This is a genomic window from Kitasatospora purpeofusca (assembly GCF_034043715.1).
Classification (GTDB): Bacteria; Actinomycetota; Actinomycetes; order Streptomycetales; family Streptomycetaceae; genus Kitasatospora; species Kitasatospora purpeofusca_A.
The window spans coordinates 1-17,007 of the sequence record NZ_JAXCLC010000017.1; the positions used below are offsets into that span (position 1 = coordinate 1).

Below are 17,007 nucleotides of genomic sequence, written 5' to 3' on the forward strand. Positions count from 1 at the left end.
GACCATCGAGACGAACCGGGACCGGCGGTCCCGGTGCTCCCGGAACGGAACGGGGGAATGGCCGTGAGTGATCTGGACCGTACCGGCCTCGCGACGGCGGGCCCTGCCGTACCGACCCAGGCGAGCGTCCCCGGCCTCGCCGCCAACGACGAAGCGCACCCGAAGGACGCCCACCGGATGAGCCAGCCGACCGAGCCGACGCCCGAGTCGTCGCCCGATCAGTCGCCCCCGCCCGTGCCGTCGGCCGCGGACCTCCCGCCGGCCGACCGCCCGGACGGGGGCCCGGACAGCGACGGCCCGGAGGACGGGACCGCCGCCGAGGCGGCCCGGGCGCTGCGCGCCGCGGTACCCGCCCAGGGTCCGCAGCGCAGCGGTGCCCCGGACCGCGAGGCGGCCCGGGCCCTGTTCGTCCGGCTGTCCGCGCTGCCCGAGGGCTCCCCGGAGCGCGTCGAGCTGCGCAACCAGCTGGTGCGGATGCACATCCCGCTGGTCGAGCACCTGGCCCGGCGGTTCCGCAACCGGGGCGAGCCGCTGGACGACCTCACCCAGGTCGCCACCATCGGGCTGATCAAGTCGGTGGACCGCTTCGACCACGAGCGCGGGGTCGAGTTCTCCACCTACGCGACGCCGACCATCGTCGGCGAGATCAAGCGGCACTTCCGCGACAAGGGCTGGGCGGTCCGGGTGCCGCGCCGCCTCCAGGAGCTGCGGCTGTCGCTCACCACGGCGACCAGCGAGCTCTCCCAGCGGCACGGCCGCTCCCCCACGGTGCACGAGCTGGCGGAGCACCTGGGGATCTCCGAGGAGGACGTGCTGGAGGGCCTGGAGTCCGCCAACGCGTACTCCACGCTGTCCCTGGACGTGCCGGACAACGACGACGAGTCGCCGGCCGTCGCGGACACCCTGGGCGCCACCGACGAGGCCCTGGAGGGCGTCGAGTACCGCGAGTCGCTCAAGCCGCTGCTCGCCCAACTGCCGCCCCGGGAACAGAAGATCCTGGTGCTGCGGTTCTTCCGGAACATGACGCAGTCCCAGATCGCCGCCGAGGTGGGCATCTCCCAGATGCACGTCTCCCGGCTGCTCGCCCGGACGCTCGCGCAGCTGCGGGAGAAGCTGCTGGTGGAGGAGTAGGACCGGGAAAGCAGGACCGACGGCCGCCGGGCGGCGGCCGTCGGTCGGTGCGGTACCGGAAGGCGGCGGCCCTCCGCGCTCAGCCCTCGTGCGGAGCGTAGAGGGCCGCCGTCGACTTCGGGCTGAGCAGCGCGCCGATGCCGACCAGGCCGAGCAGGCCGACGCCCACCCCGACGGCGGCCATGGTGCCGCCGCTCTGCCACATGTAGTAGGCCACCGGCAGGCAGATCGAGTTGGTCAGCACGGCCGGGCTGCGGCCCCAGCGGCGGCCCTGGAGCAGGGCCCGGGCGGCGAGCAGCGGCAGTACGCCGAGCAGCACGATCACCAGGCCGCCGAACTCGTTCAGGGCGAGTTGCTTGGACTGGCCGGACAGCGCGGCGACCATGTCCCAGACGCCCACGACGGCCAGCGCGGCGCCCGCGACGGCCGTGATGGCGGCGCCCACGGTGAGGGCGGTCGGACGGCCGGCACCGGGCGCGGGTACGGGTGCGGAGGATTCTGCGGTCACTCCAGCAGGGTAGCCGCCGGGAGGTCCGTACCGACCCGTAGGCTGAGCACATGCGCGCTCTCCTGGTCGTCAACCCGAAAGCGACCACCACCAGCGGCCGCACCAGGGACGTCCTGATCCACGCCCTGCGCAGCGACCTCAAGCTGGAGGTGGCGCAGACCCAGTACCGGGGCCACGCGCGCGACCTGGCCCGCGAGGCGGTGGAGGACGGCGCGGTCGACCTGGTGGTGGCCCTGGGCGGCGACGGCACCGTCAACGAGGCGGTCAACGGCCTGCTTTCGCACGGCCCGGGCGAGAAGGTCCCCCGACTGGCCGTGGTCCCGGGCGGTTCGACCAATGTGTTCGCCCGCGCGCTGGGTCTGCCGAACGACCCGGTGGAGGCGACCGGCGCACTGCTGAACGCCCTGGAGAGCCGGCGGGAGCGCCCGATCGGGCTGGGCAAGGCGATGACCGAGGGACTGCCGGACCGCTGGTTCACCTTCACCGCGGGACTCGGCTTCGACGCCGGGGTGGTCGGCCGGGTCGAGGAGCAGCGCCGGGCGGGGCGCAAGTCCACGCACGCGCTCTATGTCACCCAGGCGCTCCGCCACTTCGTCACCCAGCGTGAGCAGCGCAGATCAGGCCCGGTTTCCTTGCAACTGGCGGGCCGGGGGCCGGTGTCCGGCCTGGCGCTGGCGATAGTCAGCAACACCTCGCCGTGGACGTTCCTGGGCAACCGCCCGGTCTATCCCTCGCCGCTGGCGTCCTTCGACGCGGACCTCGACGTCTTCGGCATCACCCGGATGACGGCGTTCGGCACTGCTCGAACGGTCCGTCAGATCCTGCGGTCGCACGGGCCTTCGAGCGACGGCGCCGCGTCGCCGGGACCCTCCGGGAAGCACGTCGTCTCCTATCACGACGTCCGGCACTTCACCTTGGTTTCAGAGGAACCGGCCCCGTTCCAGGTCGATGGGGACCACCTTGGGTCCAGGAGTCGCGTCAGTTTCACAGGCGTACGGCGGGCACTGCGTGTGATTGTGTGACTAGAAGGGCCCTTCGCCCTTCTTCTCGAACGCACAAGCCCCCTTCACTCCATAGAAGTACTGGCTGTGAGCTAGGCGACACCGAAGAATCAAAAATTCCTCCCTGAAGGGGGTTGTATCCGGGCCCGAGGTTTGCGAACCTCTACATGGCGATCGGGACACATCGCAGCGACGGCAACCGCAGAACCTGTTGGATGCCGACCGCGGGGTGTCCCTCGAATCGCCGAATCCCTCCCCAGCACAGACCTCCCGGGCCCCATGGGCCTTTGGTCTCTTTTGCTGTTGCGGGATTCGTGAAAGCGTTCACATTCACAAGGACCATCGATGTGCCGTGCGGGCGACCCCCGTCGGCAGGAGGAGTTGGACGACCATGGACTGGCGCCACCGCGCTGTCTGCCGCGAAGAGGACCCGGAGCTTTTCTTCCCGATCGGGAACACCGGTCCTGCTCTGCTGCAGATCGAGGAAGCCAAGGCCGTGTGCCGCCGCTGTCCGGTCATGGAGCAGTGTCTCCAGTGGGCCCTCGAAACCGGCCAGGACGCCGGCGTCTGGGGCGGCATGAGCGAGGACGAGCGTCGCGCGATGAAGCGCCGCGCCGCCCGCAACCGCGCCCGCACGGCCTGACCAACAGCGGCTGATCACACGCCGTAGTACCGGCGGTAACCACCGCTCCGATCAACACATGATCAAAGGCTTCGCCTGCACTTCCTGGTGAAGCCTTCCGTACAAAGGGCCTTGCCCGACAAGGTTCTGCGACACTTGCCCGCCCAGCCACTTGATACTGTTCACTGAGAGCAATATTGTGGAGCTGTGGCGCTCACCGTGTGCAACGCACCGGCGAGTGGCGCGCTAATAGAGCCCCCGTTCCGGCCGACTCCCCCCGACGGCCGGAACGGGTTGAGAGGCCCTGTCGACCCACCCCCCCCGGTCGACAGGGCCTCGTTTTTGTCTTCCGCCGTCCTCACACCTCGGACGGTGGTGAAGGAGCGGGCCACCGGCGCTCACGCCAGTCGCACGCTCCCCCCGCACCCCGGTACGCCCTCGGACCCCTCAGCGAACCGGGATCTCCAGGACCACCTTGGTGCCGCCGTTCGGGCCCGCCACCATGTCGAAGGTGCCGCCCAGCTCCCCGGTGGCCAGCGTCCGGACGATCTGCAGCCCGAGATTGCCCGCCTGCTGCGGGTCGAAGCCCTCCGGCATGCCCTTGCCGTCGTCCTGCACGGTGATCAGCAGGTACTCCTCCGGCCGCACCCCGCCGTTCCAACTGTCCGACCAGCCCATACCGGTGGCCGGCGCCCGGCCGCGCAGCGCGCTGACCTCCAGGCTGCCGGAGGCGCTCGGCCCGAAGGCGTGCTCCAGCGCGTTCTGCAGCAGCTCGGTGAGCACCATCGCCAGCGGGGTGGCCACCTCGGCCGAGAGGATGCCGAAACTGCCGCTGCGCCGGGTCGCCACCCGGCCGTCCTGGGACAGCTCCACCACCATGGCCAGCACCCGGTCGGCGATCTCGTCGAAGGCCACCTTCTCGTCCAGCGCCTGGGAGAGCGTCTCGTGCACGATCGCGATCGAGCCGACCCGGCGGACCGCCTCGTCCAGGGCGGCCCGGCCGGCGTCCGACTCCATCCGGCGGGACTGCAGGCGCAGCAGCGCCGCGACCGTCTGCAGGTTGTTCTTCACCCGGTGGTGGATCTCCCGGATGGTGGCGTCCTTGGTCATCAGTTCGCGGTCGCGGCGGCGCAGTTCGGTGACGTCCCGGCAGAGCACCAGTGAGCCCGTCAGAGTTCCCTTGGGCTTGAGCGGGATGGCCCGCAGGGTCACCACTCCGCCCTGGACCTCCACCTCGGTCTGCCGGGGTGCCCAGCCGCTCGCCAGCTTGACCAGCGCCTCGTGCACGGCCGCCCGGGAGGGCGGCACCAGTTCGGCGGTCGCCCGGCCCAGGTGGCTGCCGACCAGGTCGGTGGTGAGGCCGAGCCGGTGGTAGGCGGAGAGCGCGTTGGGGCTGGCGTAGGTGACGACGCCGTCCGCGTCGAGGCGGATCAGGCCGTCCCCGACCCGGGGCGCGGCGTCCATGTCGGTCTGCTCGACCCCCGGGTAGGGAAAGGTGCCGGCGGCGATCATCTGGGCCAGGTCGGAGGCGCTCTGCAGATAGGTGAGCTCCAGCCGGCTGGGGGTGCGGACGGTCAGCAGGTTGGTGTTGCGGGCGATCACCCCGAGCACCTTGCCCTCGCGCCGCACCGGGATGGACTCGACCCGGACCGGCACCTCCTCGCGCCACTCCGGGTCGCCCTCGCGCACGATCCGGCCCTCGTCGTAGGCGGCGTCCAGCAGGGGGCGGCGGCCGCGCGGGACGAGGTGGCCGACCATGTCGTCCTGGTAGGAGGTCGGGCCGGTGTTGGGCCGCATCTGGGCGACCGAGACGTACCGGATGCCGTCCCAGGTGGGGATCCACAGGACCAGGTCGGCGAAGGACAGGTCGGAGAGCAGCTGCCACTCCGAGACCAGCAGGTGCAGCCACTCCACATCGGCACCGGTCAGGGTGGTGTGGCGGCGGACGAGTTCGTTCAGCGAGGGCACAGGGCGAGCGTAGCTCCAGGGGCGCGCGGCCGGGCGGGGCGCACCCCCGGGCGGCGGGTGTCCGCAGCCGCTCCCCAAGTTGTCCAGACCAATTTTGGGGTCGGCCTGGACAAGCCAGATTGGTCTAGTCCACAATGAAAGGGCACCAAGGAGAGGCCCTCCGCGCAACTGCCCTGACCGCGCGAGGCCCCTTCTCGGTCGGACGCCGCCGAGCGAGGACCCCGCACAGTTCTCGGTCATACACGGCGCCCGACGACAGCTCCGGGCTGCGGTGCCGCATGGGTTGAGGGTCCCGTGTCGGCGCCGTGGCCCGTAGTGCTTTCCAGGCCCGGGCTGCGGTGCCATGGGCCCCTCCTGCCCGCTGGCGGGCAAGGAGGGAGGGTTGAGGGTCCCGTGTCGGCGCCGTGGCCCGTAGTGCTTTCCAGGCCCGTTCCGCCCCGAGGGGCGACAACGCCGAGACCCCCGTCCACAGGCTGTGGACGGGGGTCTCGGCGTTGTCGCGTTGTCCGCGTCAGTGGGTCTCGGTGACCTTGGCGAGGGCGCGGGGGGCGTCCGGGTCCTGGCCCCGGGCGATGGTGACCTCGTAGGCCAGCAGCTGCAGCGGCAGGATCTCCAGGATCGGCTGGACCTCCTCCGGCACGCCGGCCGGCAGCGCGAAGCCCGCCGAGGCGGACTCCACCTGCGCCTGCTGGCCGACCACGACCAGGTCCGCGCCACGGCCGCGCAGGCGGTCCAGCACCGGCTGCAGGGCCTCGCCGCCCTTGCCGTCCGGGACGATCGCGATGACCGGGGAGACGTTGTCGACCATGGCCAGCGGGCCGTGCAGCAGGTCGGCGCCGGAGAACGGGGAGGCCGGGATGTAGGTGGTCTCCATGAGCTTCAGCGCCGCCTCGCGGGCGGTCGGGTAGCCGTAGCCGCGCGAGGTGATGACCAGGCGCTGGGCGAAGCGGTAGCGCTCGGCCAGCGCCTTGACCTCGTCCTGGCGGGCCAGGATCCCGGTGGCCAGCTCCGGCAGGCCCTTGGCGGCCGCGCCGTCGCCGCCGCGCAGGCCCTCGACCAGCAGGTAGAGGGCGAGCAGCTCGGCGGTGTAGGTCTTGGTGGCCGGCAGCGCCTTCTCCGGGCCCGCCAGCACGTCGATGTGGAACTCGGAGACCTCGGCCAGCGGCGAGCCCGGGTTGTTGGTGACGGCGAGGGTGATGGCCCCGGCCTCGCGGGCCGCCTTGGTGGAGGCGACCAGGTCGGGCGAGCCGCCCGACTGGCTGACGGTGATCACCAGCACGTCGGTGAGGTCCGGCCGGGCCCCGTACGCGGTGGTGGTGGACATCGAGGTGAGACCGGCCGGCTTGCCGAGCAGGATCTCGATCAGGTACTTGGCGTACAGCGCCGCGTTGTCGGAGGTGCCGCGCCCGGTCAGCAGGACGAAGCGCGGCTTGCGTGCGGCGATCTGCCCGGCGATCTCGAAGATCTTGGGGGCACCCTCGTCGAGGATGCGCTGCAGGACGGCCGGCTGCTCGGCCATCTCCGCCGCCATGATCCGGCCAGGGACGGTCTGCGTGTCGGACATCGTGGGGTGCCTCCGATGAGATGGTTCCACCCCGCCCGGGCGGGAATGCCCGGCGGGGACCTCTACGGCGGCGAGTCCGCACACTCGCTCCGGTGATTGCTGCGGCAATCCTACGGGGACCGCCCGGGTGCGGCACATCCGAGGAGGTGGCCGCGCCGGGTCCGGCGGTCGCCGGGGGTGCCCCCGGGACGGCGGAGCCCCTCCCGGCGGTGCGGGGAGGGGCTCCGGACCCGGGGTGGCGGCTGCTCAGCCGGCCTTGTTGATCAGCTGGTCGATGGCGGCGTCCGCCTCCTTGGTGGCCTGGTCCACCGACTTGCCCTTGAGGATGGCGGTCAGCATGTCCGGCAGGATCTTCTGCTTCTCCACCAGGCCCCAGCCGGGGGCCAGCGGGGTGAACCAGGCGTCCGGCACCGCGTTGGCCGCGGCGGCGGTGGCGGGCTTGCTCTTCAGCGGGTTCAGCTGGGTGAGGTTGTTCGGCAGGATGTCCTTGTCCGCCAGCGCCTGCTCGGACTTGGTGCTGGTGAACATCCGGACCCAGTCGGTGGCCAGGGCCGCGGCGGGCGACTTCGCGGTGACGCCGAGCGCCGAGCCGCCGATGAAGGTCGGCAGCGGCTTGCCGCCCGGTCCCGGCATCGTCGCCACCCTGACGGCGTCCTTGAGGCTCGGGTCGCCGGTGACCGGGGCGGTGACACTGGCGGCCTCGTAGCCGTTGCCGTAGAAGGCCGCCGCGTGGCCGCGGGCCATCGCCTCGTACTGGTTCTGCTCGTTGAGCGTCAGGTCGCCCTTGTTGTACTTGCGCACCAGGTCGACGAAGTGGCTGATGCCCTGCTGCGACTTGGGGTCGTTCAGGGTGCCGTGCCAGGTGCCGCCGCTGTCGAAGCGGGCGATGGCGCCGCCGTACGCGGAGACGTAGCTCATCGCGGCGTACCAGTACGGGCCGGGCAGGTAGAGCGCGGAGTAGGTGCGGTCGGCCTTGTTCTTGTCGGCGACCCGGTCCAGGACCGTGCGCAGCTCGTCCTCGGTCTTCGGGAAGTCGGCGCTGCCCGTCGCCTGCTGGAGGGCCGCCGAGTTGTAGACCGCGACCCGGGCGCCCGCGTAGTAGGGCACGCACCAGAGCTTGTCCTGGTAGGTGCAGGTGTTGGCGAGCGCCTTGATCCAGCTGTCCGCGTTGTCGAAGGTGTTCCGCTCGACCGGCGCCAGCGCGCCCGAGAGCACGTACTTCATGGTCTCGGTGTTGCCGAGCTCGACCACGTCCGGGGCGGTGCCGTCGGCGAGCGCCCGGTCGAGCTTGGCGACCTTGTCGGCCCAACCCTGGTAGGCCAGCCGCAGGGTGACCTTGGGGTACTTGGCCGCGAACTCGTCGTTGACCCGCTGGACGAGGTCGGGCCAGCTCTTCTGGGCATCGTCCATCAGCCAGACCGTGACGGTGCCGGTGGCGGACTGCGGGTCGGCCGAGGCCGACTTGCCGCCGGAGGCCGGACCGCCCGACGAACAGGCCGTCAGGCCCGCGGCCAGCGTCACGATGCCGACCGACGCCATGAACCGACGCTTTCCCACGCCATCCTCCGAGGTGTTTGAGCTGTACCCGCCGGCAGCGTGCTGGCGCCCGTCGGGACGGTGTCCGGGAAGGGCGGCGAAGAGCTTCGGGGTGGGCCGATACCACATCCGGTGAAATTGAAATTCGAACCGGATGGACTGGAGCCTGGCCTAGACCACTTCTGGTGTCAACGCCAAATGGCCTGGCAGGAACCGCCGTTGCAGACCTGTTGTACCCCGTGGGCGATCAGTTGCCCGGCGGTCACCCTCAGTAGGATTTAAGGGTGCCTTAAGGGAGATTTGAGGGAACACCGTCAGATCGGCCGAATCGGCGGGTCGGCCGGCCCACCGCGGTCCGGGGACGCCGACGGGCCCGCCATGCGCCATGCGCATGACGGGCCCGTCGGCGGGGCGCCTCGCGGCCCCGGTGTCGCGGTCCGGCGGGGACTCAGCCGACCGCCCCCGGCTGCCCGGTGAGCACCTCGACGGCGGCCAGGCCGCAGACCCGGGCCGCACCGTGGGTGGCGATGTGCAGCGCACCGACCGGCTCGGACTGCGGCAGGCCCATCTCGACCACCGCGGCGTCCGGCCGGGCCGCCACCAGGCGGGCCAGCGCGGCCGACATCCACTCGTGCCGGTGGGCGTCCCGGACCACCAGCACCAGGCGGCGGTCCGCGGCCGCGGCCAGCACCTCGGCCACCACCGCGTCCAGCACCTGCGGCGCGGCGGCCTCCGGGCCGACCTCACGGGTCCGGGTGCCCGGGAAGCGGTCGGCCAGCATGCCGGCCACGCCCCACGGGGTGACGTCGCCGACGGCGATGTTGGGCTCGGCGGAGAACGAGGCCACGAAGGGGCGCTCGGTCACCGGCAGGACCTCCCGGCCCGGCGCCCGGACCACCCGCAGCGCCCGGCGGGCCGCCCGCAGGCCGACCGCGAGGTCCGCCTCCGGCCGCTCGCCCTGGGCCGCGATCCGGCCCCAGCTGCCCAGCGCGCGCACCCGGTCGGCCGCGTCGGCGAGCCGCTCCTCCGGGAGCCGGCCGGACTGCACGCCCGCCACGATGGCGTCCCGCAGCATCAGCACGGTCGCCTCGTCGGCCAGCCCGCCGCCCACGCAGATCGCGTCCGCGCCGGCCGCCAGGGCCAGCACGGTGCCCTCGCCCATGCCGAAGGTGTCGGCGATGGCGCCCATCTCGATCGCGTCGCTGACGATCAGGCCCTGGTAGCCCAGGCCGCCGTCCTGCGGGGCCGCGCGCAGCAGGTCGCGCAGCACGGCGGGGCTGAGCGTCGCCGGCAGCTTCGGGTCGAGCGCCGGGATCATGATGTGGGCCGTCATCACGGCCTTGGTCCCGGCGGCGATGGCGGCCTGGAACGGCACCAGGTCGCGGGCCCGCAGCACGTCCAGGTCGACGTCGATGACCGGCAGCCCGTGGTGCGAGTCGACGGCGGTGTCGCCGTGGCCCGGGAAGTGCTTGGAACAGGCCGCGACGCCGGCCGACTGCAGTCCCTCGACCCAGGCGGCGGTGTGGCGGGCGCACAGCTCCGGGTCGGCGCCGAAGGAGCGGACGCCGATCACCGGGTTGCGCGGGTTGGAGTTGACGTCGGCGGTGGGCGCCCAGTTGTAGTTCACGCCGGCGGCGGCCAGGGCCCGGCCCAGTTCACGGGCGACGTCGCGGGTCAGCGCCGGGTCGTCGATCGCGCCGAGGGCGAGGTTGCCCGGCCAGGACGAGCCGGAGCCCGCCTCCAGCCGGGTGACGTCGCCGGACTCCTCGTCGATGGCGATCAGCAGATCGGGGTTCTCGGCCCGGAGCGCGGCGGTGAGGGCGGCCAGCTGCCCGAGGTCGGCCACGTTGCGGTCGAACAGGGCGACCGAGCCGAGGCCGGCCGCGAGGTGCCGGCGCAGCCACTCCGGCGGCTCGGTGCCGACGAAGCCGGGCTGGAGGACGGTCAGCGCGTCGCGGTGCAGCTGGTCGGAGGCCGGGAGGGTGGGAACGAGGATGCTCACGATGGGATCAGCCCTTCACGGCGCCGTCGGTGAGGCCACCGACCGCCTTGCGCTGCAGGAAGACGAACAGGATCAGCACCGGGAGGGCGAACAGCGTCGACGCCGCCATGGTGGCGCCCCAGTCGTTGCCGAAGGCGGTCTGGAACGAGGACAGCCACAGCGGCAGGGTCTGGCCGTCCGTCTTGTTGATGATGAGGACGAGCGGGAACTCGTTCCAGGCCGTGATGAAGCCGAACAGCGAGGTGGACATCAGGCCCGGCGCCAGCAGCGGGAAGATCACCTTCACGAAGGCCTGGGTGCGGGTGCAGCCGTCCACCATGGCCGACTCCTCCAGCTCCTTCGGGACCGCCGCGATGAAGCCGCGCAGGGTCCAGATCGTGAAGGGCAGCACCATCATCATGTAGAAGGCGGTGAGCGGGACGAGGCTGTTCAGCATCTCGTTGTCGCGGGAGATCAGGTAGACCGCGATGGTCATGACCTCCCAGGGCGCCATCTGCGCGGCCATGATGACCAGCACGAAGGCCTTGCGGCCGCGGAAGCGCATCCGCGCGATCGCGAAGGACGCCAGCGTGGCGATCACCAGCGAGAGCACCACCGCGAGGATGGTGACGATGAAGCTGTTGGCGGTGTACGTCCAGAACTTCGGCACGTTGACCGCGGTCTTGAAGTGCTCCAGGGTCGCGTCGAACGGCACGAACACCGGCGTCTTGCTGATGATGTCCTTCGTCGGCTTGAACGCCGTGCTGATCATCCAGTAGACGGGGAACGCGAAGAAGACGAAGAGGACGACCGCGACGACGTTCGGCCAGGTGCGTCCGATGAGCGAGCGCCTCACAGCTCGTCCTCCTGCTTGAGAATGATCCGGAAGTAGTACGCCATCAGGACGCCCAGGATCAGGATGGTGAGCACCGCGATCGCGGCACCGCTGCCGTAGTGCTGGCGGCCGGAGCCCTCCAGGAAGGCGTGGATCGGCAGGGTGCGGGTGAGCCCGTCGGGGCCGCCGGCCTTGATCGCGTAGATCTGGGTGAAGGCCTTGAAGATCCAGATGACCTCGAGGAAGGTCGTGGCCAGGAAGAACGGCTTGAGGTTGGGGAACATCACCGCGGTGAAGATCTTCACCGGCCCGGCGCCGTCCATCCGGGCCGCCTCGTAGAGCTCCTTGGGGATGGTGGTCAGCGCGGCGTACATGTTGAACGCCACGAACGGGATCGAGCCCCAGACCAGCAGCAGGAGGATCACGAAGAAGGTCGAGTACTGGCTGCCGGTCCAGTTGTAGGTGGCCATCGAGTGCCAGCCCAGGGCGTCCAGGAGCCAGTTGACGACGCCGAACCTGGTCTCGAACAGCCAGGTGTAGACCGTGGTCGAGGCGACCACCGGCATCGCCCAGGCGAACAGCAGGCCGATCGACAGCAGCAGCCGCATCTTCTTGCCGAGCCGGTTGAGCAGCAGGCCGACCAGCGCGCCGCCGACCATGATCAGGAAGACGTTCAGCGCGGTGAAGGCGACCGACCGGCCGGTGACGGCCCAGAACTGCGGGTCCTTGAGCTGCTCGGTGTAGTTCTCGAAGCCGTTCCACTCGGTCAGGTGCTGGACGAGCTGGCGCGCGTTCAGGTTCTGGAACGAGACCAGGACGGTCTTCAGCAGGGGCCAGCCCAGCAGACCCAGGGTGGCCACGGTGGCCGGCAGGAGCAGCAGGTACGGCGCGAGCCGGGCGCCGAGGCTCCGCCCGTCCGCCGGTCTGGCGCTCTTCTTCTTCGCGGTGCCGGCGCCGCCGCCACGGGCGGCGCTCGTCTCAATAGTGGCCACAGCGGCGTTCCCTGACTCCGGGGACTGTGTCTGCACCCGCTCCGAATGCACAGCCATCGTTCTCTCTTCCTGACAACCCGACCACGACGGACAGGCGTCGCTCACCGGCCCCCCGCCGGGGGCCGGTGAGCGACGCCGCTCGACTGCTACTGCTTGGCGTTGAGACGCTTGGCGATCTCGTCGTCCGCCTTCTTGGCCGCGGCGGCGTAGTCGCCGGTCAGGGCAGCGGTCAGGAACTCCTTGATCGGGTTCGGGTCGTTCTCGACGCTCGCCCAGTTCGGGGTGGTCGGCGTGATGCCACCGACACCCGCCGCCAGCTTCGCGGCCGAGGCGAAGTCGCCGACGACCTTGTCGTTCAGCGAGGCCTTGTTCGGGATGAGGCCCGTGGCGGCGACCGCGCCCTCGTTCTTGTCGTTGAGGGCGACCTTCAGGAAGTCCTTGGCCATGTCGGTGTTCTTGCTGGCCGAGGCGACGGCCAGGTTCGAGCCGCCGAGGAACACGCCGGAGGGCTTGTCGGCGGTCTTGCCCGGGAGCGGGAAGAAGCCGATCTTGTCCTTGGCCATGGCCTTCTCGTCCGGGAGCTCCCAGCCGAGGCCGATCATCGCGCCGACGTCACCCTTGCCGAAGACGTCCTTCTGCTGCGGCTTGGCCTCGTCCTTGTCCTTGGCACCCGTGATCGAGTAGCCCTGGAGCTTCTTGTAGGTCTCGAAGGCCTTCTGCGCCTCGGGGGACGACAGACCGCCGGCCCACTTGTCGCCGTCCTTCTTCGCCAGCTTGCCGCCCTCGCTGGTGAGGAGGCCGAAGTAGACGTACCACTCCTGGCCCGGCATGTAGATCGGGTCGGCGACGCCCTCGGTGGTCTTGAGCTTCTCCAGCGCCGTGTAGAACTCGTCCAGGGTCTTCGGGACGCTCAGGTTGGCCTTGGCCCAGAGGTCCTTGTTGTAGGAGACGACACGGTTGGTGACGTACCACGGGGCGGCGTACTGCTTGCCGTCCAGGATCGCGGACTCGCTCTGGTTGGCGGCCCAGTCGGCACCGCCGATGGCGGCCTTGTCCTTGGTGATGTCCAGCAGACCACCGGTGGCGGCGTAGCCCGCCGTCTGGGTGTTGCCGACCTCGAGGACGTCGACGGAGCCCTCGGAGAGCGCGGCGGTGACCTTGGGGCCGATGCCGGTCCACTCCTGGATCTGGAAGTCGACCTTGGAGCCCGGGTAGGTGGACTCGAACTCGGTCTTCACCGAGTCCTCCCAGCCCTTGGGGGCCGAGCCGGTCATCAGCCACACCTTGAGCGTCTTGCCGTTGTAGTCCTTCTTGCCGCCGGCTGCGGCGGACGAGCTGCCGGACGCGGAGTTGTTGCCGCTGTCGTCCTTCTTGGCGTCCGAGCCACAGGCCGCAAGACCAACAACCATGGCCGCGACGCCGACCGCCGCGATGAGCTGACGCTTCACGCCATCCTCCTGAGGGATGCCTGGTTACCCCCGTCGGGTGGCAGCGGCATACCCACACGAGGTGGGAGGAATGGTGCCGCGGACTCCAGCGAACGGGTGGGGGGATTCATAGTGACCGGCCTAGTGGTGTAGACCAGATGCCTGGAGCTTGGCCTAGACCAATGGGCCTGTCAACGGCTGTTCGACCGATCAGGACCACCCGTTATCAAGCCGACACCGCACATCGTTCATCGCGTGATGAGGTATTCGTTCCGTAGCCATACATGCAACGATGTGAGCCGTTAATGAAGTGGCGAGGCTCCCCAGGGGCCCCGCGAGAAGCGGGAGACACGTCCGATGAGCAGCGACGGGGGCAGCACGGCCCAGGTCAACGACCCCCAGGTGAAGAGCCTCGCCGCCCAGGGCGGAACGGACCCCACCACCAGGGTGCCGAAGTACTACGGCCTCAAGCGCCACCTGTTGCAGCTCACCGAGACCCAGCCCGCCGGTACCCCGGTACCGCCCGAACGGGCACTGGCGGCCCAGTTCGACACCTCGCGCACCACCGTCCGGCAGGCCCTGCAGGAGCTCGTCGTCGAAGGGCGGCTGGAGCGCATCCAGGGCAAGGGCACCTTCGTCGCCAAGCCCAAGGTGGCCCAGGCCCTCCAGCTGACCTCCTACACCGAGGACATGCGCGCCCAGGGGCTGGAGCCCACCTCCCGGCTGATCGAGATCGGCTACATCACCGCCGACGACCGGCTGGCCCCGCTGCTGGACATCAAGCCCGGCGGGCGGGTGCTGCGGATCGAGCGGCTGCGGCTGGCCAACGGCGACCCGATGGCCATCGAGGTGGCCCATCTGTCCGCCAAGCGCTTCCCGGCCCTGCGCCGCAACCTGGCCAAGCACAACTCCCTCTACACGGCGCTGCGCGAGGTCTACGGGGTGACCGTGGCCGAGGCCGAGGAGACCATCGAGACCACCCTGGCCGACCCGCGCGAGGCCGGACTGCTCGGCTCCGACCTCGGCCTGCCGATGCTCCAGCTGTCCCGGCACTCCTTCGACGCCGAGGGCGACCCGGTCGAGTGGGTCCGCTCGATCTACCGGGGCGACCGCTACAAGTTCATCACCCGCCTCCAGCGGCCCGAGCCGGCGTAGCGAACGCCCTCCCGCACCACCCCCACCGCTTCCGGGCCCCGGCGCACGCGCCGGGGCCCGTGGTGCGCCCGGGGCGCGCGGCAGGTCCGGATGGCGGGAATCTGCGCCGAATCCGGTGACATGGATCACCCGATGCTCTAGATTCCGCATCCATACTGACTGTCGATCACCAGTGGTGCTGCTCGGCGGGCCACGGGGCTGTGCGGTTTCCCGGGGCTGCGGCGCCGGCGAGGTGAGACCCTCCGGAGCGGAGCCGAACCATGTCGTCAGACCTTGACACCGACCGACCTGTCATGCCCGAGCCAGAAGAACCACCGGGCCGACCCCTGCCGGCGGTGACCCCCGAGCGGGTGCTGGCCGTGCTGGCCCTGCTGGTGCCGATCGTCGCGATGCTCTGGGTGGGCTCGTACGACAAGCTCGGCCCCGAGGCGGGCGGCGTCCCCTTCTTCTACTGGTACCAGCTGCTCTGGGTGCCGGCCTCGGCCGTCTTCACGGTCGCGGCCTACCTGCTGATCAACCGCGACGAGAAGGCCCGCCGGGCCGCCCGCGCCGGGAAGGCGGGTGAGGTCCGGTGAACGGGGTCAACGTGCCCGCGCTGGCGGTCTTCGTCCTCTTCTTCCTGCTGGTCACCGTGATGGGCTTCCTGGCCTCCCGGTGGCGGCGGGCCGACAACGCCCACCACCTGGACGAGTGGGGCCTGGGCGGACGCAGCTTCGGGACCTGGGTCACCTGGTTCCTGCTCGGCGGCGACCTCTACACCGCCTACACCTTCGTGGCCGTGCCCGCCGCGGTCTACGCGACCGGCGCGGCGGGCTTCTTCGCCGTCCCCTACACGATCGTCGCCTACCCGCTGGTCTTCCTCTTCCTCCCCCGGCTCTGGTCGGTCTCCCGGGTGCACGGCTACGTCACCCCCGCCGACTTCGTGCGGGGGCGGTACGGCTCCCGGCCGCTGTCGCTGATGGTCGCGCTGACCGGCATCCTCGCCACCATGCCGTACATCGCGCTCCAGCTGGTCGGCATCCAGGCGGTGCTGGACGTGCTGGGCGTCGGCGGCGGCGAGAACGCGAGCTGGTTCGTCAAGGACCTGCCGCTGTTCATCGCCTTCGGGGTGCTCGCGGCGTACACCTACTCCTCCGGGCTGCGCGCGCCGGCGCTGATCGCCTTCGTCAAGGACGCCCTCATCTACGTGGTGATCATCGTCGCGGTGATCTACATCCCGATCCGGCTCGGCGGCTACGGCCACATCTTCGACACGGTCGGCGAGCGGTTCGCCGCGCCCAAGTCCGGCGGCTCGCTCACCGTGCCGGAGAACAAGCAGTGGACGTACGCGACGCTGGCGCTCGGCTCGGCGATGGCCCTGTTCATGTACCCGCACTCGGTCACCGGCGTGCTGGCCAGCAAGTCCCGCAACACCGTGCGCCGGAACATGGCGATCATGCCCGCCTACTCGCTGATGCTCGGCCTGCTGGCGCTGCTCGGCTTCATGGCGATCGCGGCCGGCGTCGGCAAGGGCGACAAGGGCTTCAACACCCAGCTCTCGGTGCCGCAGCTGTTCGAGAACATGTTCCCCGACTGGTTCACCGGCGTCGCCTTCGCCGCGATCGGGATCGGCGCGCTGGTGCCGGCCGCGATCATGTCCATCGCGGCGGCGAACCTGTTCACCCGCAACGTCTACAAGGAGTTCCTGCGGCCCGCCGCCACCCCGGCCGACGAGACCCGGGTCGCCAAGCTGGTCTCGCTGCTGGTCAAGGTCGGCGCGCTGGTCTTCGTGCTCGGCATGGACAAGCAGGCGGCGATCAACCTCCAGCTGCTCGGCGGCCTGTGGATCCTGCAGACCTTCGTCTCCATCGTCGGCGGCCTGTTCACCCGCTGGTTCCACCACTGGGCGCTGCTCGCCGGCTGGGCGGCCGGCATGGTCTACGGCACCTGGAAGGCGTACGGGATCGCCAGCCCGAAGACCAAGCACTTCGGCGGCAACGCGGCCGAGATCCCCGGCATCGGCGAGTTCGGCTACATCGGGCTCACCGCCTTCGCGCTCAACCTGCTGGTCGCGGTGGCGCTCACGCTGGTCCTGCGCGCCCTCAAGGCGCCCGACGGGCCGGACGAGACCCGGCCGGGCGACTACAGCGCCGAGAGCGGCGACGTGGAGCCGAAGAACGCGCCGGAGCCCGTGGCAGCGCGCTGATACGTACTGTGCGCGCCCTGTGTTCGCGCCGTCCCCTCCGTCAACACTGGAGGGGACGGCGCGATCATATGTATGAACGGCCGCGTGATTTGGGCACCACAC

The 17,007-nt window shown here is 70.6% G+C and carries 14 protein-coding genes; 6 read left to right on the forward strand and 8 right to left on the reverse strand.

Features of this window, described 5'->3' with window-relative positions:
• Positions 1-63: 63 nt before the first annotated feature.
• Positions 64-1,131, forward strand: a complete 1,068-nt coding sequence (locus tag SM793_RS11615; RefSeq protein WP_320438030.1) for a SigB/SigF/SigG family RNA polymerase sigma factor — start codon at positions 64-66, stop codon at positions 1,129-1,131.
• Positions 1,132-1,210: 79 nt separating this feature from the next.
• On the opposite strand, the gene SM793_RS11620 is transcribed toward SM793_RS11615, so the two are convergent.
• Positions 1,211-1,639 carry a hypothetical protein gene (locus SM793_RS11620; RefSeq protein WP_045939125.1) on the reverse strand — a complete coding sequence of 143 codons (429 nt, stop codon included), beginning with the start codon at positions 1,637-1,639 and terminating at the stop codon, positions 1,211-1,213.
• A gap of 50 nt (positions 1,640-1,689) precedes the next feature.
• On the opposite strand from SM793_RS11620, the gene SM793_RS11625 reads away from it, so the two are divergent.
• Both SM793_RS11625 and SM793_RS11630 read left to right on the forward strand, forming a co-directional pair.
• The gene (locus tag SM793_RS11625; protein WP_320438031.1) at positions 1,690-2,661 is read left to right on the forward strand and encodes a diacylglycerol/lipid kinase family protein; all 972 of its coding nucleotides are present in this window, start codon (positions 1,690-1,692) and stop codon (positions 2,659-2,661) included.
• A 370-nt stretch (positions 2,662-3,031) separates the two neighbouring features.
• Positions 3,032-3,283 (forward strand): WhiB family transcriptional regulator, encoded by a 252-nt coding sequence (locus SM793_RS11630; protein WP_014138019.1) that lies wholly within the window; start codon positions 3,032-3,034, stop codon positions 3,281-3,283.
• A 426-nt stretch (positions 3,284-3,709) separates the two neighbouring features.
• On the opposite strand, the gene SM793_RS11635 is transcribed toward SM793_RS11630, so the two are convergent.
• From SM793_RS11635 to SM793_RS11665, 7 genes are all read right to left on the reverse strand, one after another.
• On the reverse strand, positions 3,710-5,230 hold the full coding sequence (locus tag SM793_RS11635; RefSeq protein WP_320438032.1) for a PAS domain-containing sensor histidine kinase: 1,521 nt from the start codon (positions 5,228-5,230) through the stop codon (positions 3,710-3,712).
• 511 nt (positions 5,231-5,741) lie between these two features.
• Positions 5,742-6,794, reverse strand: coding sequence for an SIS domain-containing protein (locus SM793_RS11640; RefSeq protein WP_320438033.1), 1,053 nt, complete (start codon positions 6,792-6,794; stop codon positions 5,742-5,744).
• A gap of 246 nt (positions 6,795-7,040) precedes the next feature.
• Complete coding sequence (locus SM793_RS11645) at positions 7,041-8,333, reverse strand: extracellular solute-binding protein (RefSeq protein WP_413815936.1); 1,293 nt, start codon at positions 8,331-8,333, stop codon at positions 7,041-7,043.
• Between the two features lie 445 nt (positions 8,334-8,778).
• On the reverse strand, positions 8,779-10,332 hold the full coding sequence (locus SM793_RS11650; RefSeq protein WP_320438035.1) for a glycoside hydrolase family 3 protein: 1,554 nt from the start codon (positions 10,330-10,332) through the stop codon (positions 8,779-8,781).
• Between the two features lie 7 nt (positions 10,333-10,339).
• Entirely contained in the window at positions 10,340-11,167 is an 828-nt protein-coding gene (locus tag SM793_RS11655) for a carbohydrate ABC transporter permease (protein WP_320438036.1), read from the reverse strand.
• Positions 11,164-12,195 carry a carbohydrate ABC transporter permease gene (locus tag SM793_RS11660; RefSeq protein ID WP_413815928.1) on the reverse strand — a complete coding sequence of 344 codons (1,032 nt, stop codon included), beginning with the start codon at positions 12,193-12,195 and terminating at the stop codon, positions 11,164-11,166. Before SM793_RS11660 ends, SM793_RS11655 begins: the two co-directional genes overlap by 4 nt.
• Before the next feature lie 89 nt (positions 12,196-12,284).
• Positions 12,285-13,586 (reverse strand): extracellular solute-binding protein, encoded by a 1,302-nt coding sequence (locus SM793_RS11665; RefSeq protein WP_320438038.1) that lies wholly within the window; start codon positions 13,584-13,586, stop codon positions 12,285-12,287.
• A 336-nt stretch (positions 13,587-13,922) separates the two neighbouring features.
• Between SM793_RS11665 and SM793_RS11670 the strand changes: the two genes are divergently transcribed.
• The 3 genes from SM793_RS11670 to mctP all read left to right on the forward strand — a co-directional run bounded on the left by SM793_RS11670 (position 13,923) and on the right by mctP (position 16,905).
• A complete protein-coding gene (locus tag SM793_RS11670; RefSeq protein ID WP_320438039.1) occupies positions 13,923-14,720 on the forward strand; it encodes a GntR family transcriptional regulator in 798 nt (265 codons plus the stop codon).
• 293 nt (positions 14,721-15,013) lie between these two features.
• Positions 15,014-15,295: a DUF3311 domain-containing protein gene (locus SM793_RS11675; RefSeq protein WP_320438040.1), complete on the forward strand. Its 282-nt coding sequence runs from the start codon at positions 15,014-15,016 to the stop codon at positions 15,293-15,295.
• A gap of 59 nt (positions 15,296-15,354) precedes the next feature.
• Positions 15,355-16,905: a monocarboxylate uptake permease MctP gene (mctP, locus tag SM793_RS11680; protein WP_413815937.1), complete on the forward strand. Its 1,551-nt coding sequence runs from the start codon at positions 15,355-15,357 to the stop codon at positions 16,903-16,905.
• Positions 16,906-17,007 lie beyond the last annotated feature (102 nt).